Annotated in this window: 19 protein-coding genes; all 19 read left to right on the top strand. The window is 61.5% G+C overall.

The annotated features are described in order from the left end of the window. The first annotated feature begins 22 nt into the window (after positions 1-22). The 19 genes from alaS (at position 23) to aroQ (ending at position 21,334) form a co-directional block, all read left to right on the top strand. The gene (alaS, locus tag AOP74_RS09645; protein WP_061962173.1) at positions 23-2,683 is read left to right on the top strand and encodes an alanine--tRNA ligase; all 2,661 of its coding nucleotides are present in this window, start codon (positions 23-25) and stop codon (positions 2,681-2,683) included. Beyond that, positions 2,676-3,143, top strand: a complete 468-nt coding sequence (gene ruvX / locus AOP74_RS09640; protein ID WP_061962172.1) for a Holliday junction resolvase RuvX — start codon at positions 2,676-2,678, stop codon at positions 3,141-3,143. Before alaS ends, ruvX begins: the two co-directional genes overlap by 8 nt. Further along, positions 3,136-4,281 carry an endolytic transglycosylase MltG gene (mltG, locus tag AOP74_RS09635; protein ID WP_061962171.1) on the top strand — a complete coding sequence of 382 codons (1,146 nt, stop codon included), beginning with the start codon at positions 3,136-3,138 and terminating at the stop codon, positions 4,279-4,281. The genes ruvX and mltG overlap by 8 nt, the downstream gene beginning before the upstream one ends. 5 nt (positions 4,282-4,286) lie before the next feature. Beyond that, positions 4,287-5,147, top strand: coding sequence for a shikimate dehydrogenase (locus tag AOP74_RS09630; RefSeq protein ID WP_061962592.1), 861 nt, complete (start codon positions 4,287-4,289; stop codon positions 5,145-5,147). 121 nt (positions 5,148-5,268) lie between these two features. Continuing rightward, entirely contained in the window at positions 5,269-6,930 is a 1,662-nt protein-coding gene (locus AOP74_RS09625) for a GspE/PulE family protein (protein ID WP_061962170.1), read from the top strand. 461 nt (positions 6,931-7,391) lie between these two features. Then, positions 7,392-8,501, top strand: coding sequence for a type IV pilus twitching motility protein PilT (locus AOP74_RS09620; protein WP_061962169.1), 1,110 nt, complete (start codon positions 7,392-7,394; stop codon positions 8,499-8,501). 2 nt (positions 8,502-8,503) lie between these two features. Next, on the top strand, positions 8,504-9,730 hold the full coding sequence (locus AOP74_RS09615; RefSeq protein ID WP_061962168.1) for a type II secretion system F family protein: 1,227 nt from the start codon (positions 8,504-8,506) through the stop codon (positions 9,728-9,730). Positions 9,731-9,820: 90 nt separating this feature from the next. Beyond that, positions 9,821-10,255: a prepilin-type N-terminal cleavage/methylation domain-containing protein gene (locus tag AOP74_RS09610; RefSeq protein WP_061962167.1), complete on the top strand. Its 435-nt coding sequence runs from the start codon at positions 9,821-9,823 to the stop codon at positions 10,253-10,255. A gap of 72 nt (positions 10,256-10,327) precedes the next feature. Further along, positions 10,328-12,178 carry a prepilin-type N-terminal cleavage/methylation domain-containing protein gene (locus AOP74_RS09605; RefSeq protein ID WP_061962166.1) on the top strand — a complete coding sequence of 617 codons (1,851 nt, stop codon included), beginning with the start codon at positions 10,328-10,330 and terminating at the stop codon, positions 12,176-12,178. Continuing rightward, positions 12,171-12,854: a PulJ/GspJ family protein gene (locus AOP74_RS09600; protein WP_061962165.1), complete on the top strand. Its 684-nt coding sequence runs from the start codon at positions 12,171-12,173 to the stop codon at positions 12,852-12,854. The genes AOP74_RS09605 and AOP74_RS09600 overlap by 8 nt, the downstream gene beginning before the upstream one ends. A gap of 8 nt (positions 12,855-12,862) precedes the next feature. Continuing rightward, positions 12,863-14,404, top strand: coding sequence for a hypothetical protein (locus tag AOP74_RS09595; RefSeq protein WP_061962164.1), 1,542 nt, complete (start codon positions 12,863-12,865; stop codon positions 14,402-14,404). Further along, positions 14,405-15,190, top strand: coding sequence for a prepilin peptidase (locus AOP74_RS09590; protein ID WP_061962163.1), 786 nt, complete (start codon positions 14,405-14,407; stop codon positions 15,188-15,190). It begins immediately after the preceding gene. Positions 15,191-15,276: 86 nt separating this feature from the next. Beyond that, the gene (gene pilM, locus AOP74_RS09585) at positions 15,277-16,338 is read left to right on the top strand and encodes a type IV pilus assembly protein PilM (protein ID WP_061962162.1); all 1,062 of its coding nucleotides are present in this window, start codon (positions 15,277-15,279) and stop codon (positions 16,336-16,338) included. Position 16,339: 1 nt separating this feature from the next. Then, a complete protein-coding gene (locus tag AOP74_RS09580) occupies positions 16,340-17,059 on the top strand; it encodes a PilN family protein (protein WP_061962161.1) in 720 nt (239 codons plus the stop codon). Beyond that, positions 17,059-17,934: a hypothetical protein gene (locus tag AOP74_RS09575; protein WP_061962160.1), complete on the top strand. Its 876-nt coding sequence runs from the start codon at positions 17,059-17,061 to the stop codon at positions 17,932-17,934. The genes AOP74_RS09580 and AOP74_RS09575 overlap by 1 nt, the downstream gene beginning before the upstream one ends. Positions 17,935-18,047: 113 nt before the next feature. Next, positions 18,048-19,232, top strand: a complete 1,185-nt coding sequence (gene aroC, locus AOP74_RS09570) for a chorismate synthase (protein ID WP_061962159.1) — start codon at positions 18,048-18,050, stop codon at positions 19,230-19,232. After that, positions 19,232-19,756, top strand: coding sequence for a shikimate kinase (locus AOP74_RS09565; protein WP_061962158.1), 525 nt, complete (start codon positions 19,232-19,234; stop codon positions 19,754-19,756). Before aroC ends, AOP74_RS09565 begins: the two co-directional genes overlap by 1 nt. Further along, a complete protein-coding gene (gene aroB, locus AOP74_RS09560; protein ID WP_061962157.1) occupies positions 19,753-20,871 on the top strand; it encodes a 3-dehydroquinate synthase in 1,119 nt (372 codons plus the stop codon). Before AOP74_RS09565 ends, aroB begins: the two co-directional genes overlap by 4 nt. Before the next feature lie 25 nt (positions 20,872-20,896). Continuing rightward, the gene (gene aroQ, locus AOP74_RS09555; protein ID WP_061962156.1) at positions 20,897-21,334 is read left to right on the top strand and encodes a type II 3-dehydroquinate dehydratase; all 438 of its coding nucleotides are present in this window, start codon (positions 20,897-20,899) and stop codon (positions 21,332-21,334) included. The last annotated feature ends 17 nt before the right edge of the window (positions 21,335-21,351 follow it).

The following is a 21,351-nucleotide window of genomic DNA, read 5'->3' as shown; positions in this document are numbered from 1 at the left end:
CCCACCGATCATGGAGGACAAGATGCGCACGGCTGATGTCAGGCAGCGTTGGATCGACTACTTCGAGTCGAAGGACCACCACATCGAGCCCAGCGTGTCGCTGGTGTCTCCCGACCCGTCGCTGCTGTTCACCGTGGCCGGCATGGTTCCTTTCATTCCGTACATCATTGGAACGGAAGAGGCGCCCCACTCGCGCATCGCGAGCGTGCAGAAGTGCATCCGCACTAAGGACATCGAAGAGGTCGGCAAGACTACCCGTCACGGCACCTTCTTCCAGATGCTGGGCAACTTCTCCTTTGGTGACTACTTCAAAGAAGGCGCGATCGACTTCGCGTGGGAGCTCCTGACGGGCTCTGAGGCCGACGGCAAGTACGGCCTGGATCCCGAGCGCCTGTGGGTGACGACCTGGAAGGACGATGACGAGGCGCATTCAGCGCTACGCAACATCGGCGTTCCGGACGAGCACGTCGTCCACCTCGAGCGTGAAGAGAACTTCTGGGACACCGGCCAGCCCGGGCCCGCAGGCCCGTGCGCCGAGTGGCACTACGACCGCGGCCCCGAGTTTGGTCCCGAGGCTGTCGGCGGCAACGTAGACCCCGGCGGCGACCGCTATCTCGAGATCTGGAACCTGGTGTTCGACCAGTTCCTGCGCGGACCCGGTTCCGGCAAGGACTACCCGCTGATCCGTGAGCTCGACCAGAAGGCCATCGATACCGGCGCCGGGCTGGAGCGCATCGCGTACCTCAAGCAGGGCGTGGGCAACATGTACGAGATCGACGAGGTTTTCCCCGTCATCGCGCGGGCCGCAGCGCTCGCTGGCAAGGAGTACAAGGCTGACGCCGAGGACGACATTCGCCTACGCGTCATCGCCGACCACGTGCGCAGCTCGATGATGCTGATCCACGACGGCATCGTCCCCGGCAACGAGGGCCGCGGCTATGTGCTGCGCCGTCTGCTGCGCCGCACGGTTCGCTCGATGCGTCTGCTGGGAGTCCAGGACCCGTCGATCGAGTCGCTCGTGAACACCTCGTATGAGTCGATGAAGCCGTCCTACCCCGAGCTCGGCGAAAAGATCGACAAGATCCTCAACGTCGCGACCGCGGAAGAGGACGCCTTCCGCCGTACGCTGACGTCCGGCACCACGATCTTCGACACCGCAGTGGGCAACGCCAAGAAGGCCGGCAAGAAGTCGCTGGGTGGCGAAGACGCATTCAAGCTCCACGACACTTACGGATTCCCGATCGACCTCACCCTCGAGATGGCGCACGAGCAGGGCGTTACCGTTGACGAGGAGGGCTTCCGCTCGCTCATGACCGAGCAGAAGGAGCGGGCCCGGGCCGATGCCAAGGCGAAGAAGGGCGGCCACGCAGACGTCTCGGTGTACCAGCACCTGGAGCCCACAGTCTTCCGCGGCTATGACGAGTTGGCGCTCGGCACCACCATCGCCGCGGTTATCAAGGACGGCGTGTCCGTGCCGGTCGCTCAGACTGGCGACACGGTCGAGATCATTTTGACCGAGACCCCGTTCTACGCGGAGTCCGGCGGCCAGGACGCTGACACCGGTCAGATTCGTGGCGCGCACGCGACGCTGAACGTGATCGACGTACAGAAGCCCATTGCCGACGTCATTGTGCACACCGTGACCGTCGAAGAGGGCGAAGTCTCCACCGGGGACCAGGTCTCCGCGGAGGTCGACCTCACCAACCGTCACCTGGCGTCCAAGGCCCACTCGGCGACGCACTTGATTCACGCAGCGCTCCACGAGGTTCTCGGCGAGGATGCGACCCAGGCCGGCTCGTACAACAAGCCCGGCTACATGCGTCTCGACTTCGCGTGGCGCCAGGGCATCTCTGGCATGGCCCGCGAGGAGATCGAGGGCATCGCCAACCGTGCGATTCGCGAAGAGCTTCCCGTTGCGACCAACGTGATGAGCCTTGACGACGCCCGGTCGCTCGGTGCGATGGCGCTGTTTGGCGAGAAGTATGGCGACCGCGTCCGTGTTGTCGAGATCGGCGGACCGTTCTCCCGCGAGCTGTGCGCAGGAACGCACGTCGCGAACTCGGGGCAGATTGGCCTGCTGAGCGTGACGAGCGAGGGCTCGGTCGGCTCTGGTGCACGTCGCATCGAGGCATTGGTGGGAGCCGATGCCTTCAGCCAGTTGGCAGCCGAGCGCGCCATCGTCAACGAGCTCACCACCACGCTCAAGGCCCGTCCGGACGAACTCAGCGACCGCATCGGCTCGCTTCTGAACCGTCTGTCCGACGCTGAGAAGCAGCTGACGCAGTACCGTCAGCAGGCCATGCAGCAGGTGGCAGGCCAACTTGTGGACACCGCTACGGACGTGGGCGGCGTGAAGCTCGTCGCTCACGAGTCGGTGAACGCCTCTAATCCGGATGACCTGCGCACGCTCGTGACGGACGTCCGCTCACGCCTCGGTGACGCTGCCCCCACAGTGGTGGCAGCATCGGCCGCATTCAATGGCAAACCGCAAATCGTGATCGCCACGAACGGACCTGCTCGCGACCTTGGCGTCAAGGCCGGCGACCTCGTGAAGGTCGCCGCGCAGACCCTCGGTGGTGGTGGTGGCGGCAAGCCGGACCTCGCCCAGGGTGGCGGCCAGGATGCAGCCAAGATTCCCGACGCACTCGTAGCGATTCGCGACGCTCTCGCAGCACGTGGATAGGGGAGTGCGCCTCGGCGTCGATGTGGGCTCGGTCCGCATCGGCGTCGCTGCCTCCGACCCCGAAGGGCGGCTCGCCTTCCCCGTGACAACGGTGAAGCGCACGCCCAAGGCCGTCGACGAGCTGCTCGCGATCGTTGATGAGCGGTTTGCCACGCAGGTGTTCGTGGGGCTTCCTCGCAAGTTGTCGGGTGAACTGGGGCCGTCGGCTGAAGACGCCATGAGCATTGGTCAGGAACTGGCGGAACGAACCGACGCCGTTGTGCGTTTGGTGGACGAACGCTTCTCAACCGCGACCGCCTCGGCATCTATGCGCCAGGCCGGTCGCAACGCAAAGCAACAACGCGAGGTGATCGATCAGGCCGCCGCTGTCGTGATCCTCGAGACAGCTCTAGAAACGGAACAGCGCGGAAACTTGGGTAAGGTATCCCAGGTGATTTCACGCAAGGGTGACGATGACTGACTTCTTCGAGAACGAGACGACGACCACGACGACGCTAGACATGCGTCGTCTGCAACGTCAGAAGCAACGCCAAAAGCGCCGTCGTTTCACGCTGATCGCGGTCGCCGTGGCCGTGGTGTTGCTGGCCGTGGGCTCGAGCATTGCCTACAACTTTGTGAACAGCTTTGAAGGCCCCAGCGGTAGCAACGAGGCTGCCGACTATGAGGGCGCCGGTCAGGGCGTTGTGCAGGTCGTCATTGAGCCTGGCATGTCCGGAACCGAGATCGGCGAGGTCCTCTACGAGGCTGGCGTCGTGGCATCGGTCGATGCGTTCGTCGAGGCGTACACCGCGAACCCTGACGCTAGCGCGATCCAGTCGGGCTACTACTTCCTGCAGCGCGAGATGAAGGCGGAATTCGCCGTTGACGCGCTGCTTGACCCCGCGAACCGTGACGAATTGCGCATCACGATCCCTGAGGGCAAGACCGTCGATTACTACTACCAGGCGATCGCGAACCTGATCGATTACTCGGTCGAAGAGGTCGAGGAAGTCGCTGAGGACCACGAGGCGATTGGCCTGCCAGAAGAAGCCGAGGACAACATCGAGGGATGGCTGTTCCCCGCCACGTACACGTTCAACCCGAACGTCGAGCCTGTCGAGGTTCTGTCGACGATGGTCGCGCAGACCATCAAGGTCCTTGACCAAAACGGTGTGGCCAACGCGGACTGGGAGGACATCCTCACGGTTGCCTCGATTGTTGAGATGGAGGCGCGCCTCGATGAGGACCGCCCGCTGATCGCCTCGGTGGTCTACAACCGTCTCGAGATCGACATGCCGCTGCAGATGGACTCCACCGTCAAGTACGTGGTGCCGGGTGAGGGCGCATTCGCGACGCAGGAAGAACTGAACGTCGACAGCCCGTACAACACGTACCAGAACACTGGATTGCCCCCGGGCCCCATTGCGGCTCCTGGTGCAGCGTCCATCGAGGCTGCGGTCAACCCCGCGGACACCGATTACATCTACTTCGTGACGGTAAACCTCGAAACTGGCGAGACCAAGTACGCCACGACCTACGACGAGCACTTGGCCAACGACGCCGAGCTCGACGCGTGGATCGCGGAGAACGAGGACGCCACCGCTGACCCGGACGAGTGACCCGCGTGAGCGCTTCAGCCGCTAGGCAGGCGGCGGTGCTCGGTAGTCCTATCGAGCATTCGCTGTCCCCGGTGCTTCACCGGGCTGCTTACGAGTCCCTGGGACTGCCGTGGCTGTACAGCGCACACGAGGTCACCGAGGACACCCTGGCGGACTTCATTGCCGGGATGGACGACTCCTGGAGCGGGCTCAGCCTAACCATGCCGCTCAAGGTGGCCGTGGTGCCGATGCTCGACTTTGTGGAGTCCATGGCTAAGCTCGTTGGCGCAGTGAACACCGTGCTCATCCAGCCCGTCGGGGCGGGCCGCCAGCTCGTGGGTGCCAATACCGACGTCCATGGCGTGGTGGCGGCGCTCGCCGAGGGTGCCGTGACCGAGGCGAGCGAGGCGGTCATCATTGGCGGGGGAGCGACGGCGACGTCTGCGATGGCCGCTCTGGGGCGCCTGGGGGTGACGCGTCCCGTCGTGGTGGTGCGAAACCGTGCCCGTGCGGGTGGCCTGCTGCGCGCGGCCACGAAGATGGGCGTGGAGCCTCGCTTCGTGGACTTTGAGTCGGCACCGGATTTTCTCGCGACCGCTCAGGCCGTTGTGTCGACAGTGCCGGGCTCTGTGGGTTCTCTCGTGGCGGCCGCGTTGCGTGAGCGAGGGCAGGCAATTCCGGCCGATGCTGTCTTGCTCGACGCTGTTTACTCACCGATCGTGACGGAGCTTGGTGCCGCGTGGGGCGACCTGGGCGGAACGTTCGTTGACGGCACGCGCATGCTGTTGCACCAGGCAGGGGAGCAGGTGCGGCTCATGACGGGGCGCGAGGCTCCGTTGGATGCCATGGGTAATGCGCTGAGCGCTGAGTTAGCCGCTCGCGCATAGCGCTGTGCAATGAGTCACTTCGGGCTAGGCCTCAAGCCGTTGTCGATGTATGTTGCGCAGGAAGATGGCTAGCCGCACACGCTGAGGGGCTTGCGCGGCCAACAGGTTAGAGGGAACGCGCGTGAAGCAACTCGGATCGATCCTCCTTGAAGAGGGCACGCTCAGCGAAGAGCAGTTGATGGACGCCATCGACGAGCAGAAGGAACGTGGCGCCTCGCTGGGCCGCACGCTCGTCGAGATGGGACTGATCTCCGAAGGCCAGCTTGTGCGCGCACTCGCCAGCCAGGTCGGCATGGAATTCGTGGAGCTGGCGGATTTCCCAGTCGAACGTGCTGCAGTCTCGATGGTGCCGGACACCGTCTGCCGCCGTCACGCCGCGCTTCCCATCCAGTTGGACGGGGACATCCTCAAGATTGCAATGTCGAATCCGGGCAACGTGGTTGCGGTTGACGACATTCGCAACCTCACGCGGATGCAGATTCTCCCGGTGGTCGCCGCACACGACGACGTCTTGGCCGCGATCGACAGGTACTGCCGCTCTGACGCAGAGTTGGAAAACCTCCGCGACGACATCGCGGAAGAGGAAGAGGGAGTGGACCTTTCCAAGGTCGGTTCCGTCATCGAAGATGACGCTCCGATCATCAGGTTCGTGAACCTCCTCATTACTCAGGCAATCCAGGACCGTGCCTCGGACATCCACATTGAACCGGCTGAACACGGACTTGGCGTGAGGTATCGCATTGACGGCGTGCTGCACGAGATGCAGAAGGCGCCCAAATCGACACAGAACGGTGTGATCAGCCGCATCAAAATCATGGCGGACATCGACATCGCTGAGCGACGCAAGCCCCAGGATGGCCGCCTGTCGGTGAACCACAACGGCCGCAAGATCGACCTACGTGTCGCGACCCTGCCCACGGTGTGGGGCGAGAAGGTCGTGATGCGTATCCTCGACAATTCGACCGCGGCGATGGACCTTGAGGACCTCGGCATTCGCGATGAGAATCTCGCGATGTACAAGGCGTCCTACACGAAGCCCTACGGCATGATCCTCGTCACGGGCCCCACGGGATCGGGTAAGTCGACGACCCTATATGCCACGTTGAATCAGGTGGCACGACCTGAAATCAACGTTATTACGGTGGAGGACCCGGTCGAGTACCGAATACCGGGCATTAACCAGGTCCAGGTCAACGTCAAGGCGGGACTGACCTTTGCGGCAGCGCTTCGCTCAATCCTGCGTGCTGATCCTGACGTTGTTCTCCTCGGTGAAATCCGCGATGGCGAGACAGCTCAGATCTCCATTGAAGCTGCGCTCACAGGTCACCTTGTGTTGTCGACTCTCCACACGAACGACGCGCCGTCCGCGATTACTCGACTGATCGAGATGAACATCGAGCCGTTCCTCGTCGGTTCGGCTGTGGACTGCGTGGTCGCACAGCGCCTTGCGCGCAGGCTTTGTTCGAACTGCAAAGAGGAGTACCAGGCCGGACGCGAGGAGATCCAGCGGTTCAGCCATCCCGAGGACGAGGAACCTCCGATGCTCTTCCGGGCCGTGGGATGCTCGCGCTGTTCACATACTGGGTACCGAGGGCGCCTCGCGTTGCACGAGATCATGCCCGTCACAGAAGAGATTGAACGGCTCGCGGTGGCCCGTGCGTCAAGCGCCGAGATTGCAAGGTCAGCATTCAAGGCGGGAATGGAAACGCTGTTGTCTGACGGCTGGGTCAAGGCGCAGATGGGACTGACGTCGATCGAGGAACTCTTGCGAGTTGTGAAGTAGACCGGCGATTTGTCCAGTTTGTGAGGGTTCCTCACTAAAGTGACAAATTCCACTGACAGAAGTCCGTGTTGTGGGTAGACCAAACCCAACCAGATCCATAGACTGACGATCAATCACCGCAGGCAGACGTGCTGAGGGGCACTGGCACCGCGGTAATGAGGGGAAAGACGATGGCAGAAAGTGCAATGCCTGGAGGCTTCATGCCTCAGGCGTCGGCGCAGGGCAGTTACATGCCCCAGAGCGCTCCTGCGACGCCCGCGCAGCCTGCGGTGCAGCAGCCTCCAGCTACCCCCTCGCAGCCCGTCACGGGAAGCCAGCCAACTCGCACAAGCACCGGCGTTATGGCCGGGGTCCCTCGTAGTGCGCCTACACAGCACTCGGCAGGACAGGCGCCCTCGGCACCGCACGCCGCATCTAGCACTGCAGCGCCTGCCAGCAATGAAACGCCGCAGCGCGTAGGAATGGCTCGTGCGCAGCAATCCGGCGACCTAGATATCCAGGAAGCGCTACGCGCGATGTTGCGTGCCGGTGCATCCGACCTACACATCACTTCGGGTGCGCCGCCCATGATGCGAGTGGACGGCAACCTTGTCCCCGTAGAGGGCATGGAGAAGCAGATTCCTGACTCCATCCAGCGCTCGGTGTATGGGATCTTGACGCAGAAGCAGCGTGAGACCTTCGAGGAGCAATTGGAGCTCGATTTCTCGTACGCACTCGTTGGCGAGGCGCGTTACCGCGTCAACATCTACCAGCAGCGCAACGCGATTGGTGCGGCGTTCCGTGTCATCCCTTACGAGATCAAGCCGCTTGAGGCGCTCGGCGTTCCGGCGACAGTCTCGAACTTTGCTGGGCTGCCACGTGGCCTCGTGCTCGTCACGGGACCCACGGGATCCGGCAAGTCCACGACGCTGGCGTCGCTGATTGATCTAGTGAACCGTAACCGCTCCTCGCACATCATGACTGTCGAGGACCCCATTGAGTTCCTCCACCGTCACAAGAGTTCCCTTGTGAACCAGCGTGAGGTGGGTACGGACACCCACTCGTTCCAGAAGGCGTTGAAGCACGTATTGCGTCAGGACCCCGATGTCATCTTGATCGGTGAGCTCCGTGACCTCGAGACTATCCAGGTCGCGCTGACAGCCGCAGAGACGGGACACCTGGTCTTCGGCACACTGCACACGCAGGACGCTGCACAGACGATCTCACGCATCATCGACGTCTTTCCCTCTGAGCAGCAGGCCCAGGTGCAGACTCAGTTGGGGTCCGCGCTCCAAGGAGTTGTGTGTCAGGCGCTGTGCCGGCGTTCTGACGGACCCGGCCGCGCTGTAGCCACCGAGGTGATGATCGCAACACCTGCCATCCGGAACTTGATTCGTGAAGGCAAGACTCACCAGATCTACTCCATGCTTCAGGCTGGCTCCCGACAGGGAATGCACACCATGGACCAGCACCTCGCGCAGCTGGTGAAGATGGGACGTATCTCCTACGAGACTGGCGTTGAGATGTGCCACCACCTGGAAGACTTCAACCGGTTGTGTGGCCGTGCAACTCACTCGGGCGGGGGACAGTAGCCATGGCGACCGCCACGAAAAAGTTTGACTACGCAGTCCGCGACTCTCGCGGCAAGATCCAAAAGGGCTCCATCGAGGCGCCTTCTGAGGCCGCAGTTGCCGCACGCTTGCGGGACATGGGCCTTGCAGCTGTCAGCATCACCGAGGTCAAAACCGGTGGCCTGAAGACCGAGATCAGCATTCCGGGCCTCACCGATCGCATCAAGCTCAAGGACATCGCGATTGCATCGCGGCAGCTCGCGACGATGATCGGATCGGGACTCTCGCTCCTGCGCGCTCTGACGATCCTTGGTGAGCAGACCGAAAACCCTGCTCTTGCCAAGATCATTCAAGAAGTGCGGAGCGACGTCGAGGCGGGTGTAGCGTTGTCGACTTCGCTGGGGAAGCACGAGGTGTTCCCGCCACTAATGGTCAACATGGTCCGCGCGGGTGAGGTCGGAGGCTTCCTCGACACGGTCCTCGAATCTGTCGCGATCAACTTCGAGTCCGAGGTGAAACTTCGCGGCAAGGTTAAGTCCGCGATGACTTACCCCGTCGTCGTTTTCATCATCGCGATCCTCGCGGTCATCGGCATGTTGCTCTTTATCGTGCCGGTGTTCGAGGGCATGTTTGACTCACTCGGCGGTGACCTGCCCTTCATGACACAGATCCTCGTGACGATGTCGGACCTGCTGAAGATTCTGATTATTCCTTTCATAATCGCCACTGTGGTGGGCGTTGTCCTCTGGAACAAGAACAAGAACTCGAAGGGCTTCCGCGAGAAGGTGGAGCCTATTTACCTGAAGGTTCCCGTTTTCGGTCCGCTCGTGCAAAAGATTGCTGTCGCGCGGTTCACGCGAAACCTCGGCGCGATGCTGCGATCGGGAGTGCCGGTTCTACAGGCGCTGGATATCGTTGGCGAAGCGAGTGGAAACATCGTAATTGAGCGCGCATCCAAAGACGTACGCGAGTCTGTCCGGACTGGAAACTCGCTAGCGAAGCCGCTCGCCGAGCATGCGGTGTTCCCACCTATGGTCGTGCAAATGATGGCCGTTGGTGAAGACACCGGTGCCCTCGACGACATGCTTGACAAGATTGCCGACTTCTATGACCAAGAAGTTGAAGCCACGACCGAACAACTGACGTCACTGATCGAGCCGCTCATGATCGCGGTCCTTGGGGGAATCGTGGGATTCATGGTGATCGCCCTTTACATGCCGATCTTCGGAGTCTTCGAATTGATCGCCTAAAGAGACTTCTCCGACACACTCCCGTGTCGGTAGGAGGGGAAACATAAGTTTCCCTTGACATATAACAATGAAAGTAAAGGAATCAAGACTATGATGTCTCGCATTCGTAAGCAGATGGAAAACAAGGACCAGGGCTTCACCCTGATCGAGCTCCTCGTGGTGATGATCATCATCGGCATCCTTGCCGCAATCGCCATCCCGATCTTCCTCTCGCAGCGTGAGAAGGCTGAGGACTCGGCGGCCAAGGCTGACGTGTCGACGCTTGGTAAGGAAGTTGCAACCTGGTTCGTGGATGAGACCGCTGGCCCCAACATCGAGCAGTCGGCGGTTGGGGAAGATTACACGATCGACAGTGAAGTTGTGAGTGCAGCGTCCGACAACGTGCTTTTGGAAACTGGCGACAACACCGGAAACGACTCCACAGACTGGTGCGTTTCAGTCTCCAACGACAAGGGCGACGTAGCCGCCACTACTGGATACCAGTACTCCGCGCAGGGTGGACTCGAAGAGGGCGACTGCTCCTAAGTATTCTCGTTTTGGTAGGGGCGCGTGTTGACACGTGCCCCTACCAAGGCCAATTTTGAAGGAGAGGCTGATTTGTCTAACGGTGACCGTCGAGATCAGTTGAGCGAGCGTGAAGACGGATTCACGCTGGTTGAACTGATTGTGGCGATGTTCGTGATGGCAATCGTCATTCTTGCTATCATCGGAATTCAAGCGTCTGCTCTGACCACTAACGCGGACTCGAATGCTCGTCAACAAGCAACTTCCTACGCGAATGAAGCAATGGAGCAAATGCGCGCCATTCCTTGGAATGTGCTTAAGAAGGGTATGTCTAGCAATTACCAAGCCGCTTCTGGTGGAGACCCGTTTGTCGCCGGTGACGTACTGACCGTAGAAGGCACGTCGATTGCCCTGCAGGTCGCGCCATCCGGTCTGTCTGATCAAGACCTCTCTCAAGCGTGGCCTCCGCTGTTCGACGTCACGGGATCTCATACTCAGGTGGAGGCCGATGGCGCAGGTCGTGGGACCGAGTTCACGGTGCGCTCGTACGTCACGCGCGATCAGGCGGGACAGGACGACGCATATGGCCTCGCCGTAGTCGTGACTTGGGACTCTATCCGGCACGGTAACGAAGAGATCACAACTCTGTTTTCGACTGCATACGCACCTTCAGGTGGGTGCGGTGACCTGAATAACGCACCGTTCCTGGCGTCCTGTCAAGCGTTGTACTACTCGCAGGCGAGTTCCGGCAACGTGGTCTTCACAGCATCGGCCACGTCCCTTCCCGAAAACGAGGAAGATCCAGCATTGCCGCGACCATTGTTCGAGAGTTCTCCGTTCCACCAGATTCAGGTGGGCACTTCCTCGACGGTCGCGCACACGTCGAGCCAGCAGACGACGACCGCCACCGCACTAGGTCAATATGGCGGGGTGCGATGGAACGACGACGATACGGACAACCAGCCCGAAGACTTTGGGTGGCTTGAGGGCTACGAGGCGTTCTCACTCGATGCCTCTGATGACGACGTTAACCCAGAGGCTGCGCCGGCAAACCCTTCAGACATAACGATGTCAGCCAACAATTCAAGCCACACCATCGGTGGCGGCACGAGTGGTTTGAGCCTGACAGCCCGCGCGGATGACCCGCGCGACGGCACCCTTGACGCGTCGACCAGCCTTGCGTGCTCTGTAGGCGCTGGCGCCGCTACGATCCCAGCCACACAGCCATGCGCGAGTTCACGTATGAATCCCGCGAGCACCTATTCGGGTTACCTACTGCTCAACGCTGGGTCCGACATTGTTCGCCTTGGTCGCGTCCAACAGGAGAGTGGCTCGAGTGTCGAAACCGCCTGGGCGGGACGCTTTGTCGAGGGACTCGCTGGCAATGGCAATACCGGTTGTGAGGTGCTCTCGGGATCTGGTTGCGCCTCAGCTGGCGTGAACCGGCAGCTGGGCACTATTTCCGTTGGTGCCATCGTCGGTTCAAGCTGGGACGGCGGTGACGCCGCCAGCGGGCTGGTGACAATCACGGGGTACAACGATTCTGTACTCGCCCAACGCGGAACTTCCCAGACGACGACTGCTGCGCAGCTTTCGCGTGGGGGCTCCCTCCAGTACTGGAACGGCTCGGGATACTCAAGCCTGTCGATCTCGCCAAGTGCTAGTGGCTCTGGCACCATCCCCGAAGTGACGTGGAGCAACGCGTTGGTCACTGTCACTGCATCGGGTGCGGTGTCGGTGTCCCGGTCTAGTGACGTCGTGGACGGTGTGGATCCCGTATGCGCGGAAGAAGCATGCTCTGTGAACGCCTCGACGGGCACGGTCACCGCGACCATCAATTACACAGTGGAGCCCACGGTGGGGGACCCGTTCATCTTGTCGGTCAAGACCACCCTCAACGGCTCGTCCGCATCGGCCTCTTACAAGGAGCCTGAGAATGCGTGAGGAAATGCGTAGGCGGTGGAGCGAACGGGACCAGGCGGGTGGCTACAGCCTGACCGAGCTTCTGATCGCCATGACGATCTTCTCCATCCTCATGGCGCTGATTTTCTCGCTCTTCATCACGATGATTAACCAAGCTGAGGACAACCTCGCCAGAACTCGTTCAGTCGAACAAGCCCGACTCGGGCTTTCGCAGATCGACAGGCAGATCCGCTCCGGAAACGTCATCTTGGACCCAGCGCTAGACAGCTACGCGCAGTCTGGTGTCGCTGCCAATTACTCGCTCCGGGTTTACACGCAGGAGAACGGCGAGGACAAGTGCGTGCAGTGGCGAGTGATCCACCACGACGCAGGTAGCCGCTACGGCGACCTCGAGTATCGCGAGTGGGACGCAGGGGATCCTTCGACCGCAACGTCCTGGTTCAACGTGGCCAACAACGTCGTTGACTCTGGTGCTACCGCCATTGATCCCGCGGACTCCGAAACGTGGCCACCGTTCTGGCTCGACACGACGCTTCCGACAGGATCAAAAGCCCAGAACATTCGCATTACGTTGCGCATGGGCGACCCTGGCGAGCGCGAGGGAGCGAATCCCTCCGTCGTCTCATCTGTCGTTACCGGCCGTAACACTGTGTACGGCTACTCGCCCGACTATTGCTCGTCAATCCCGGCTCTGTGAGGAGTTCAATGATGTTCACACTCAAACCCGCGCACCATAAGCGCGATGATGAGGGCGTTGCACTTGTTGCGGCCATGGGAGTCGGCCTAGTTGGTATCGCCGTCGCTGGCATCGTCATCACGCAGACGATCATCGCGGTCAACGACTCTGGTCGTGACCGGCTACGTACAACCGAAGTGCACGCAGCAGAGGCTGCGATTGACGCCACAATGGCTGAGCTGGAGTACGACTCACCGTGTGGAGCACCATCGTTCAGTCCCATCACCCTCAACGACGGCCCCCAGGCCACGTCTGTATCGGTGACGATCGACTACTTCAACGATGACTCAGCAGACCCCATCGCATGCACGGGTGGAACGTTGAACGCGTTGCCCAACCGCGCGACCGTCACGGCGACCGCAGTGGGCGTCGAGGACAGCATCGGCTTGAATCCTGAGCGTGTGATGCAGTCCAGCCTGGCACTGGAGCCGCGCACACAGTTGTCCGAGGACGCGGCAATCTTCTCGGCGACAGACGTATTTGTTGGTGCTGGATTCACTTTGTCCCCACAGCTGCTTGATCAGGAAGCTGATGTTTGGGTTGACGGTGGAGACTGGGATTGCTCGGGTGGAGCCACGCTGAAGGGCTCGTTGATCGTTCCCGATGGAAGTGTGAACTTCTCCAATAGCCAATGCCATGTTGCTGGGGACCTCTGGGCGCAGTTCGGCGTGCGGTTCCCCTCGACAGCCTCTGCCGAGTATTCCGTGGACGGCAATGTGACTGTACGTAACGGTGATCTTGTCAATAACAACCCGATCTACATTGGTGGGGACGTGACCGCCGGTGGAAGCCAGGTCGGTTACCACCCAGTCGTTGCCAACGGCGCAACGAAGTACAACGTCGGCGCTGATTCCATTACGAACATCGTCCCGGTGGGCCTTCCAGTGATTGACTACACACCGTCGGATTGGACGGGCTTCGTCCACCGTGACGACGCTGACCTAGCTCAGCGCATCGATGACCAGTACCCGCTGAAGGCGTGGGAACGTAGCACCATTGACCAGTGCAACTACGCGGGCTGGATTGGTTCCATCAAGGGACCAGTTGAGCTGCCATCGGCTCCCACGATGTTCGACCTCAGGGGCTGCTCGAACGGCTACGACAACGGCTTCTATTCTCAGAGCGGGTTCGAGTTTTCGCTGAACGCCGACACCGTCTTCTTTGTGAACAACTTCGAGACTTCCAACGACTTCACCTTTAGTTCCGGAGACGGCGGCAACTACAAGCTGTGGGTGATCGTTCCGCACTCGCATGGGTCCGGCGACATCATTAACCACACTCCGATGACGATCGAACCGCCGCTCGAGTCATTCTGGTATGCACCAGGTTCGGTGAAAATTCACAACAACAGTTCCTTCATCGGGCAGGTTTACGGCGGTGATGTCGACATTCACACCCCGGCCGAGTTTGTCTACACGAACGTCGGTGTACCCGGCGTTAACCTCGTTTCCGCGGCGCAGTCGAGCTCGGGGTTCGTCGTTGAGCTGCTGTACAAGCGCGAGGTCTCGTAGGTGACCTCATGGTTAGTGATTACCGCTGGGGCAGTTCTCGGACTCCTCGTCGGCTCTTTCACCAACGTGCTGATCGCGCGGGTACCGAGTGGAAGGAATTGGGTCAGCGACTCGAGTCGCTGCCTGTCGTGCGACCAACCCATCGCTTGGTACGACAATATTCCTTTGCTGTCCTGGGTGCTTCTACGGGGTCGTTGCCGAAGGTGCAACTCCGCCATCAGTTGGAGCTATCCCGCTGTCGAGCTAACCGTTGCGACGCTGTTTGCGGCGATCGTCACGATGTTCGGGATCTCCGTGTGGACTGTGGTCCTGTTGTTCTTGGCCGTGACGACGGTTGCACTCGCCGTCATCGACTTCCAGCACATGAGACTTCCGAGTGCGCTGATCTATCCCAGTGCCGGCGTCGTTGCCACTGGAGCCCTCGTGCTGAGCCTTGCCCAGGGCGAGTGGAGCGATGCGTTGCGTGCCATTGCGGGTGCAGCGATTTTGGGAGGGTTTTACTTTCTGCTTTGGTTTGCATACCCGCAGGGCCTCGGGTTCGGAGACGTGAGGCTAGCCGTCCCTTTGGGAGCAGCATTGGGTTTTCTGGGGTGGGGACCCTTGGCAGTAGGTGCGATCGCAGCTCCTTTCCTTGGACTGATCTGGTCCGTCGGCGCAATGGCCCGAGCCCGAAGTGTGCGTGGCATCAAAGTTCCCTTCGGGCCATGGATGATTGCGGGATTCTGGATCGGCACATTCTGGGGTGCGGACCTATGGGATCTGTACCTCACCTGGAGCGTCGGGTAGGGGTATGACGACATCGTGAGACTTGAGTACTTGGTGAAACGTGCCGATAGTGCGCACAGCAATTCGTGGGGAAATGAGGGAACGACGTGAGTGTCAAGAGGCTTGGGCTCGACATCGGGGCCACGCATGTGCGCGTTGCCGAAGTCGAGTTCGCAGGGAAGAAGACTGGAGCTGAAGCGCGCGGCACACTAACCGCGTACGCGGAGCAACCAGTCCCGCCAGGATCAGTCCAGGGCGGAGAGGTCATTGATGTCGCTGGTGTGGGCTCGGCGATTAAAGCAGCTTTGTCGCGGGGCAAGATCGCGACCAAGGAAGTAACTGTCGGAGTCGGCGCTCCAAACGTGGTCGTCCGCGAGCTCGAAGTACCGGCGATGCCCATGGCTCAGTTGCGTAGTTCGCTCCCGTTCCAGGTCCAAGAACTGTTGCCGATGTCTCCTGATGAGGCGATGCTTGACTTCTATCCGACTGCCGAGCGCGAAGCCGAGGGACAACGACTGCTTCGCGGCATCCTTGTTGCAGCGCCAAAGTCCGTCGTGTCGCAGAACTTGCTTGCCGTGGAAAACGCCGGGTTGCGCCCAACCATGGTGGACCTCAGCGCGTTCGCGCTACTACGCAGCCAACTCACTGAAGAGGCCACTCAACGCATCGTTGCATTCGTTGACATCGGCGCGCGCATCACCACAGTCGTTATCGCTCAGCATGGTCAGCCACGCATGGTGCGAATGATGCCGAGCGGTGGCCAAGAAATGACGGATGCGGTCGCCGGTGCACTCCATAGCGATGTTCAGCGCGCCGAAGAAGTCAAGCGCGGTCTCGGGATTGGAGCTGCGCCCGTAGCGACTGAGTACGCGCAGGCTCAGGAGGCATTGACGCAATCCGTGCGAACTCTCGTGGAGTCGGTCCGCAACACGTTCGTGTTCTTTTCGTCCAGTAATCCAGGTGCCTCCATCGAAGCCGTCGTAATCACTGGCGGTGGCGCTCTCCTCAATGGCCTTGGACAGTATCTCGCGAGCGCCACGAGACTCCCGGTGAGGTTCGGTGACACCACGTCGCGGATCTCGGTCGGGAAGAAGGCCGATGGCACTGCGTTGCAGGGACACGAAGCGCAAGCGGGAATTGCGCTCGGTCTAACGTTTGGGGAGGTCTGATATGAACCCCGTATCACCACAGATCGGTGCTCCTAGCTCACCGCAGGTCAACCTGGTGCCGCCAGAGATCGAGCAACGGCGTAGCCGTGGGCGTGCGCGCATCGGGATCTTGGCAGGTTTCGTTGTCTTCTTGCTGCTGCTTGTGGCGGCGTGGTTCCTTGCCTATTCCTCCAAGGTCTCGGCCGAAGAGGAACTTGCTATCGAACAGGACCGTCGACCGGTCCTCGTCGCCGAGTTGGCCACTTACGACTACGTGAATGATGTTCAGGCCCAATTCGAGAACTCAGCCAATGCCCGCATGTGGGCTGGCCTCACTGATATTGACTGGGCAACTCAGCTTTCAGGGTTGATGGCGGAGATGCCTGATGACATTCAATGGACCGCGATTCAGGTCACGCAAGCCACTCCATATAGTTCAGCGGGTGACGACGGGACCATCTTTGGCTCGCTAGACATGGGCTCGGTCACGTTTGTTGGACGTTCACTCGAACCATCGCTCGTCGAAGATTTTGCTGACGCCGTGGATGCCCTCCCTGGATACCAGGACACATGGATCGACAGTAAGCAGATTCAGAGCAACGACGAGACCGACACTGGTTTCTGGGAGTACGCCGGTGCTACGAGAATCACCTTCAACGCCCTGTCTGGCCGTATCGAGACCGAACAGACCGAGGTTCCGCCGGAACTGTTGGCGGATGACGTGACTGAGGAGCAGAACTAATGGCGAAGAGCAATGGGAATGGCCTGCTCATCACTGGCACGATTCTGGGTGCCGTCCTGATTGGCGCGTTGGCATACGTGTTCGTCATCTCACCACAGCTTGACTCGGCATCGTCAGCTCGAGAAGACACTGAGTTCGCGCGCGATGAGAACGATCTTCTCGAGATCCAAATCGCGCAAATGCAAGCACTTGAGCAGGAGGTTCCCGGCTGGCGTGAAGAAATCGCGAAGATCTCCCTCGATTTACCTCCGCGCGTGGAGCAGTCTGAGTTTGAACGTTTGATTGCTGGGGAACTCGAGGAGGTTGAATTGCCGTTGGTGGACGTAACCTACGGCCGCGCAACTGTTATTGACCCGCTCGCACTTGGTGAGTTCGAGCCGCCCGCTTTGGTCGACGACGAAGAGACTGATGGCGAAGCATCTCCTGAAACGTCGGCTGAGCCGTCGCCTGAGCCCACTACGACTGCTGGTGACGACGCAGCGACCGAAGGTGAGGCGGAACAGCCCGCACAGCCAGTCGCGGAAGAGCCGCCATTTGAGGGCTTGTACGGCATCCCGGTGACTCTGACAACAGAGGGTGACCCGGCCGCGGTTCTGGACTTCGTGAAGTCCATGAACTCTCAGTTGGAACGGTACTTCACGGTCACCAATCTCACTGTCAGTACCGCGACGGTGAGCGAGGAGACTCCGGAGCGCCCCGAGTTGTCTGAAGAGGACTGGACGGTGCAAATTTCCGGTTTGGTGTTCTCGTTGATCGATATCGAGCGCTCCTTCCCCGGTGACGAAGAGGGCCAACTCCCTGAGTACACAGTTGGCGGAGACCCCGACAACGCGTTCGCGCCGCTCGATGGGCTTGAAGAGGACGAAGCGGCGTAGGTCAAGCGCCTTACGCATTGAAGGGCGGGTCGTTACCCTAGGGTCGCGACCCGCCCTTGCCATGTCCACGGTGCGAGACCAGGAGCGACGTGCCCTCTGGCACAATGACACCCATGCTTAGATGGCTCACCGCAGGTGAATCTCACGGTCCCGCTCTGGTCGGCACGCTCGAAGGACTCCCCGCAGGGGTTGAGTTCACGTCGTCCGACATTCAGGCAGCGCTGACGCGTCGCCGGCTTGGTTATGGCCGTGGTGCCCGCATGAAGTTCGAGCAGGATCAGGTCACGTTGCTGGGCGGCGTGCGCCACGGCGTAAGCCAGGGTGGTCCTGTCGCCATTCAGGTGGGCAACACCGAGTGGCCCAAGTGGGAAACCGTCATGAGCGCGGACCCCGTGGACCCTTCCGAACTGACCGGTGCTCGGGCTGCCGCGTTGACGCGTCCGCGCCCCGGTCACGCAGACCTGGTCGGCATGACGAAGTACGGCTTTGAAGACGCCCGTCCTGTGCTGGAGCGCGCATCGGCCCGCGAAACCGCCGCACGCGTTGCGCTCGGCACGGTGGCCGAGGCGTTCCTCGAGCAGGCCGCCGGGGTAAAGCTCGTGTCGCACACCACGCAGGTGGGCCCCATCCGTGTTCCCGAGGACGCACCGCTGCCTCCGGCAGACGCAACCCCGCAGCTCGACGAGGACCCGATCCGCTGCTTCCACGCCGAAACCTCGGCCCGCATGGTCGAGGAGATTGACATCTGCCAAAACGAGGGCGACACCATGGGTGGCGTCGTCGAGGTCGTCGCGTACGGGCTACCTGTGGGACTCGGTAGCCACGTGCACTGGGACCGCAGGCTCGACGCGCGTCTCGCTGGAGCGCTCATGGGCATTCAGGCCATCAAGGGCGTCGAAGTCGGCGACGGCTTCCGCACGGCAGGACGCCGCGGCTCGCAGGCTCACGACGAGATTGAGTACAAGGAAGACGGAGTTGCCCGGCGCACCAACCGCGCGGGCGGCGTCGAGGGCGGCATGACCAACGGGGAACCGTTGCGCGTCTCCGCTGCAATGAAGCCCATCAGCACCGTGCCCCGCGCCCTTGACACGATCGACACCGAGACGGGGGAGGCCGCGAAGGCCATCCACCAGCGCTCGGATGTATGTGCAGTCGCACCCGCAGCGGTCGTGGCTCAGGCCATGGTTGCGCTCACCCTCGCTGACTCGCTCATCGAGAAGTTCGGTGGTGACTCGGTCGCCGAGGTCCGCCGCAACATCGAGACCTACGTCGCCAACATCCCCGAGCACCTGCGCTAATGGCGGGCCCGCGCATCGTCCTCATGGGCCCACCCGGGTCTGGCAAGACCTCGGTCGGTCGCGTCCTGGCCCGCTCAACCGGCCTCAGTTGGCGGGACACCGACGAGGACATCGCGCAGCGCGCCGGCAAGTCCATCCCGGACGTCTTTCTCGATGACGGCGAAGCGGTCTTCCGCGACCTCGAAGAACAAGCAGTGGCCGATGCTCTGGCCACCCACGACGGAATCCTCTCCTTGGGAGGCGGCGCAATTTTGCGCGAGGCCACCCAGGAGCGCATGCGCCAGGCCGCCGGCGAAGGAACTCATGTGGTCTTCCTTGACGTGTCACTCAAGGCGGCAAGCCCGCGCGTGGGCCTGAACAAGTCGCGTCCGCTCTTGGTGGGCAACCCTCGCCAGCAGTGGCTAGCCCTGATGGACGCGCGGCGCCCGATCTACGAGGAGCTCGCAACCGACCGCGTCGATACCGACAATCTCTCGCCTGAGCAGGTAGCGGAGATGATCGAGAAACTGGAGAAGCACGCATGAGCCGGACCATTGAGGTCACCTCGTCCGCGCCGTACGCAGTGACGGTCGGCACCAATCTCACCGATCCTGCAGTCGAATCCATTCCCGAGACAGCCAAGCGTGTCCTGATCGTCCACTCTGCGCCGCTCCGCGACCGCGGCGAGGTTCTGCGTGGACGCATTGAAGCCTCAGGGCGCACCGCCATCTTGGTCGAGGTGCCCGATGCCGAGGCAGGCAAGACCGCCGAGGTCGCCGCGTTCTGCTGGGGCGTCCTGGGCAAGTCTGATTTCACACGATCCGATGTTGTGATCGGCCTGGGCGGGGGAGCGGTTACCGACCTCGCGGGGTTCGTTGCGGCGAGTTGGTTGCGTGGCGTGGGCGTCATCCAGATGCCCACCACTGTGCTCGGAATGGTCGATGCCGCCGTGGGCGGCAAGACAGGCATCAACACCAACGAGGGCAAGAACCTCGTGGGCGCATTCCACGAGCCGCTCAGCGTCTGGTGCGACCTCGACACGCTCCAGACCCTGCCGGCCAACGACCGCGTCGCTGGTCTCGCGGAGGTCGTCAAGGGTGGTTTCATCTCGGACACCGGCATCCTCGACCTGATCGAGGAGCACGCTGAGGCACTCAAGGCACCCGAACTCACCGACGCCGCCATGGTGACCCTCGAGGAACTCATCGCGCGGAAGATCCAAGTGAAGGCGACCGTCGTGGCCGCCGACCTCAAGGAATCGGACCTGCGCGAGATCCTCAACTACGGCCACACCTTCGGGCACGCCATCGAATACACGGAGCGCTTTCAGTGGCGTCACGGCGCAGCAGTGTCGGTCGGCATGGTGTTCGCTGCGGAGCTCGCTCACCTCGCAGGCCGCCTCGACGAGCCTTCCGTGGAGCGCCACCGCAGCATCCTCACGTCGCTGGGCCTGCCCACCACATACCCGGCCGAGCGCTGGGACGCACTCCACACCGCCATGAAGCGCGACAAGAAGACTCGCGGAGATCTGCTGAGGTTCGTCGTTCTGCAGGGAATCGGCAACCCCGTGCGACTCGAGGGGCCAGACCCCGTGCTGCTCCTCGGTGCTTACGATGCTGTCTCGAGCGCGCCAGTGCGCGGCGGGGCAGTGTCCCTGTAACGCCACGGTCGCTAGGCTGAACGCCATGACGACCGTCCTCATCGCCAACGGCCCCAATCTCAACCGTCTGGGCACCCGCGAACCCGACAAGTACGGCTCAACGTCGTACGACGAGTTGGCGGCGCTGTGCATGCAGTGGGGAGCTGAGCAAGGCCTCGAGGTCGTCATGCGCCAGACCAACGACGAGTCGGAACTCGTCGAGTGGATGCACCAAGCAGTCGATTCGCAGTGGGGCGTGGTCCTCAACCCGGCGGCCTTCACCCACTACAGCTACGCACTGCGTGACGCATGCGCAATGGTGACGGGAGCGGACCTCCTACTCATCGAGGTGCACCTCACCAACCCGCACACGCGCGAGGAGTTCCGGCACACCTCCGTGGTCTCTGGCGTCGCAACAGGCACCATCGCAGGCTTCGGCACGGACTCGTACCGCCTCGCCCTGAGCGCCATCGCCGGTCAGTAGGGCGCTTTCCGCTAGAA

The sequence above is a fragment of the Demequina flava genome, assembly GCF_000975035.1.
GTDB lineage: Bacteria > Actinomycetota > Actinomycetes > Actinomycetales > Demequinaceae > Demequina > Demequina flava.
This window is presented reverse-complemented; position numbering and strand designations above follow the sequence as displayed.

What these genes read in the sequence shown, in the direction of transcription:
- alaS (WP_061962173.1), top strand. Translation starts at nt 23, where the DNA reads ATGCGCACGGCTGATGTCAGGCAGCGTTGGATCGACTACTTCGAGTCG.
- mltG (WP_061962171.1), top strand. Translation starts at nt 3,136, where the DNA reads ATGACTGACTTCTTCGAGAACGAGACGACGACCACGACGACGCTAGAC.
- AOP74_RS09620 (WP_061962169.1), top strand. Translation starts at nt 7,392, where the DNA reads ATGGCTCGTGCGCAGCAATCCGGCGACCTAGATATCCAGGAAGCGCTA.
- AOP74_RS09615 (WP_061962168.1), top strand. Translation starts at nt 8,504, where the DNA reads ATGGCGACCGCCACGAAAAAGTTTGACTACGCAGTCCGCGACTCTCGC.
- AOP74_RS09610 (WP_061962167.1), top strand. Translation starts at nt 9,821, where the DNA reads ATGATGTCTCGCATTCGTAAGCAGATGGAAAACAAGGACCAGGGCTTC.
- AOP74_RS09600 (WP_061962165.1), top strand. Translation starts at nt 12,171, where the DNA reads ATGCGTGAGGAAATGCGTAGGCGGTGGAGCGAACGGGACCAGGCGGGT.
- AOP74_RS09595 (WP_061962164.1), top strand. Translation starts at nt 12,863, where the DNA reads ATGATGTTCACACTCAAACCCGCGCACCATAAGCGCGATGATGAGGGC.
- AOP74_RS09580 (WP_061962161.1), top strand. Translation starts at nt 16,340, where the DNA reads ATGAACCCCGTATCACCACAGATCGGTGCTCCTAGCTCACCGCAGGTC.
- AOP74_RS09575 (WP_061962160.1), top strand. Translation starts at nt 17,059, where the DNA reads ATGGCGAAGAGCAATGGGAATGGCCTGCTCATCACTGGCACGATTCTG.
- aroC (WP_061962159.1), top strand. Translation starts at nt 18,048, where the DNA reads ATGCTTAGATGGCTCACCGCAGGTGAATCTCACGGTCCCGCTCTGGTC.
- AOP74_RS09565 (WP_061962158.1), top strand. Translation starts at nt 19,232, where the DNA reads ATGGCGGGCCCGCGCATCGTCCTCATGGGCCCACCCGGGTCTGGCAAG.
- aroB (WP_061962157.1), top strand. Translation starts at nt 19,753, where the DNA reads ATGAGCCGGACCATTGAGGTCACCTCGTCCGCGCCGTACGCAGTGACG.
- aroQ (WP_061962156.1), top strand. Translation starts at nt 20,897, where the DNA reads ATGACGACCGTCCTCATCGCCAACGGCCCCAATCTCAACCGTCTGGGC.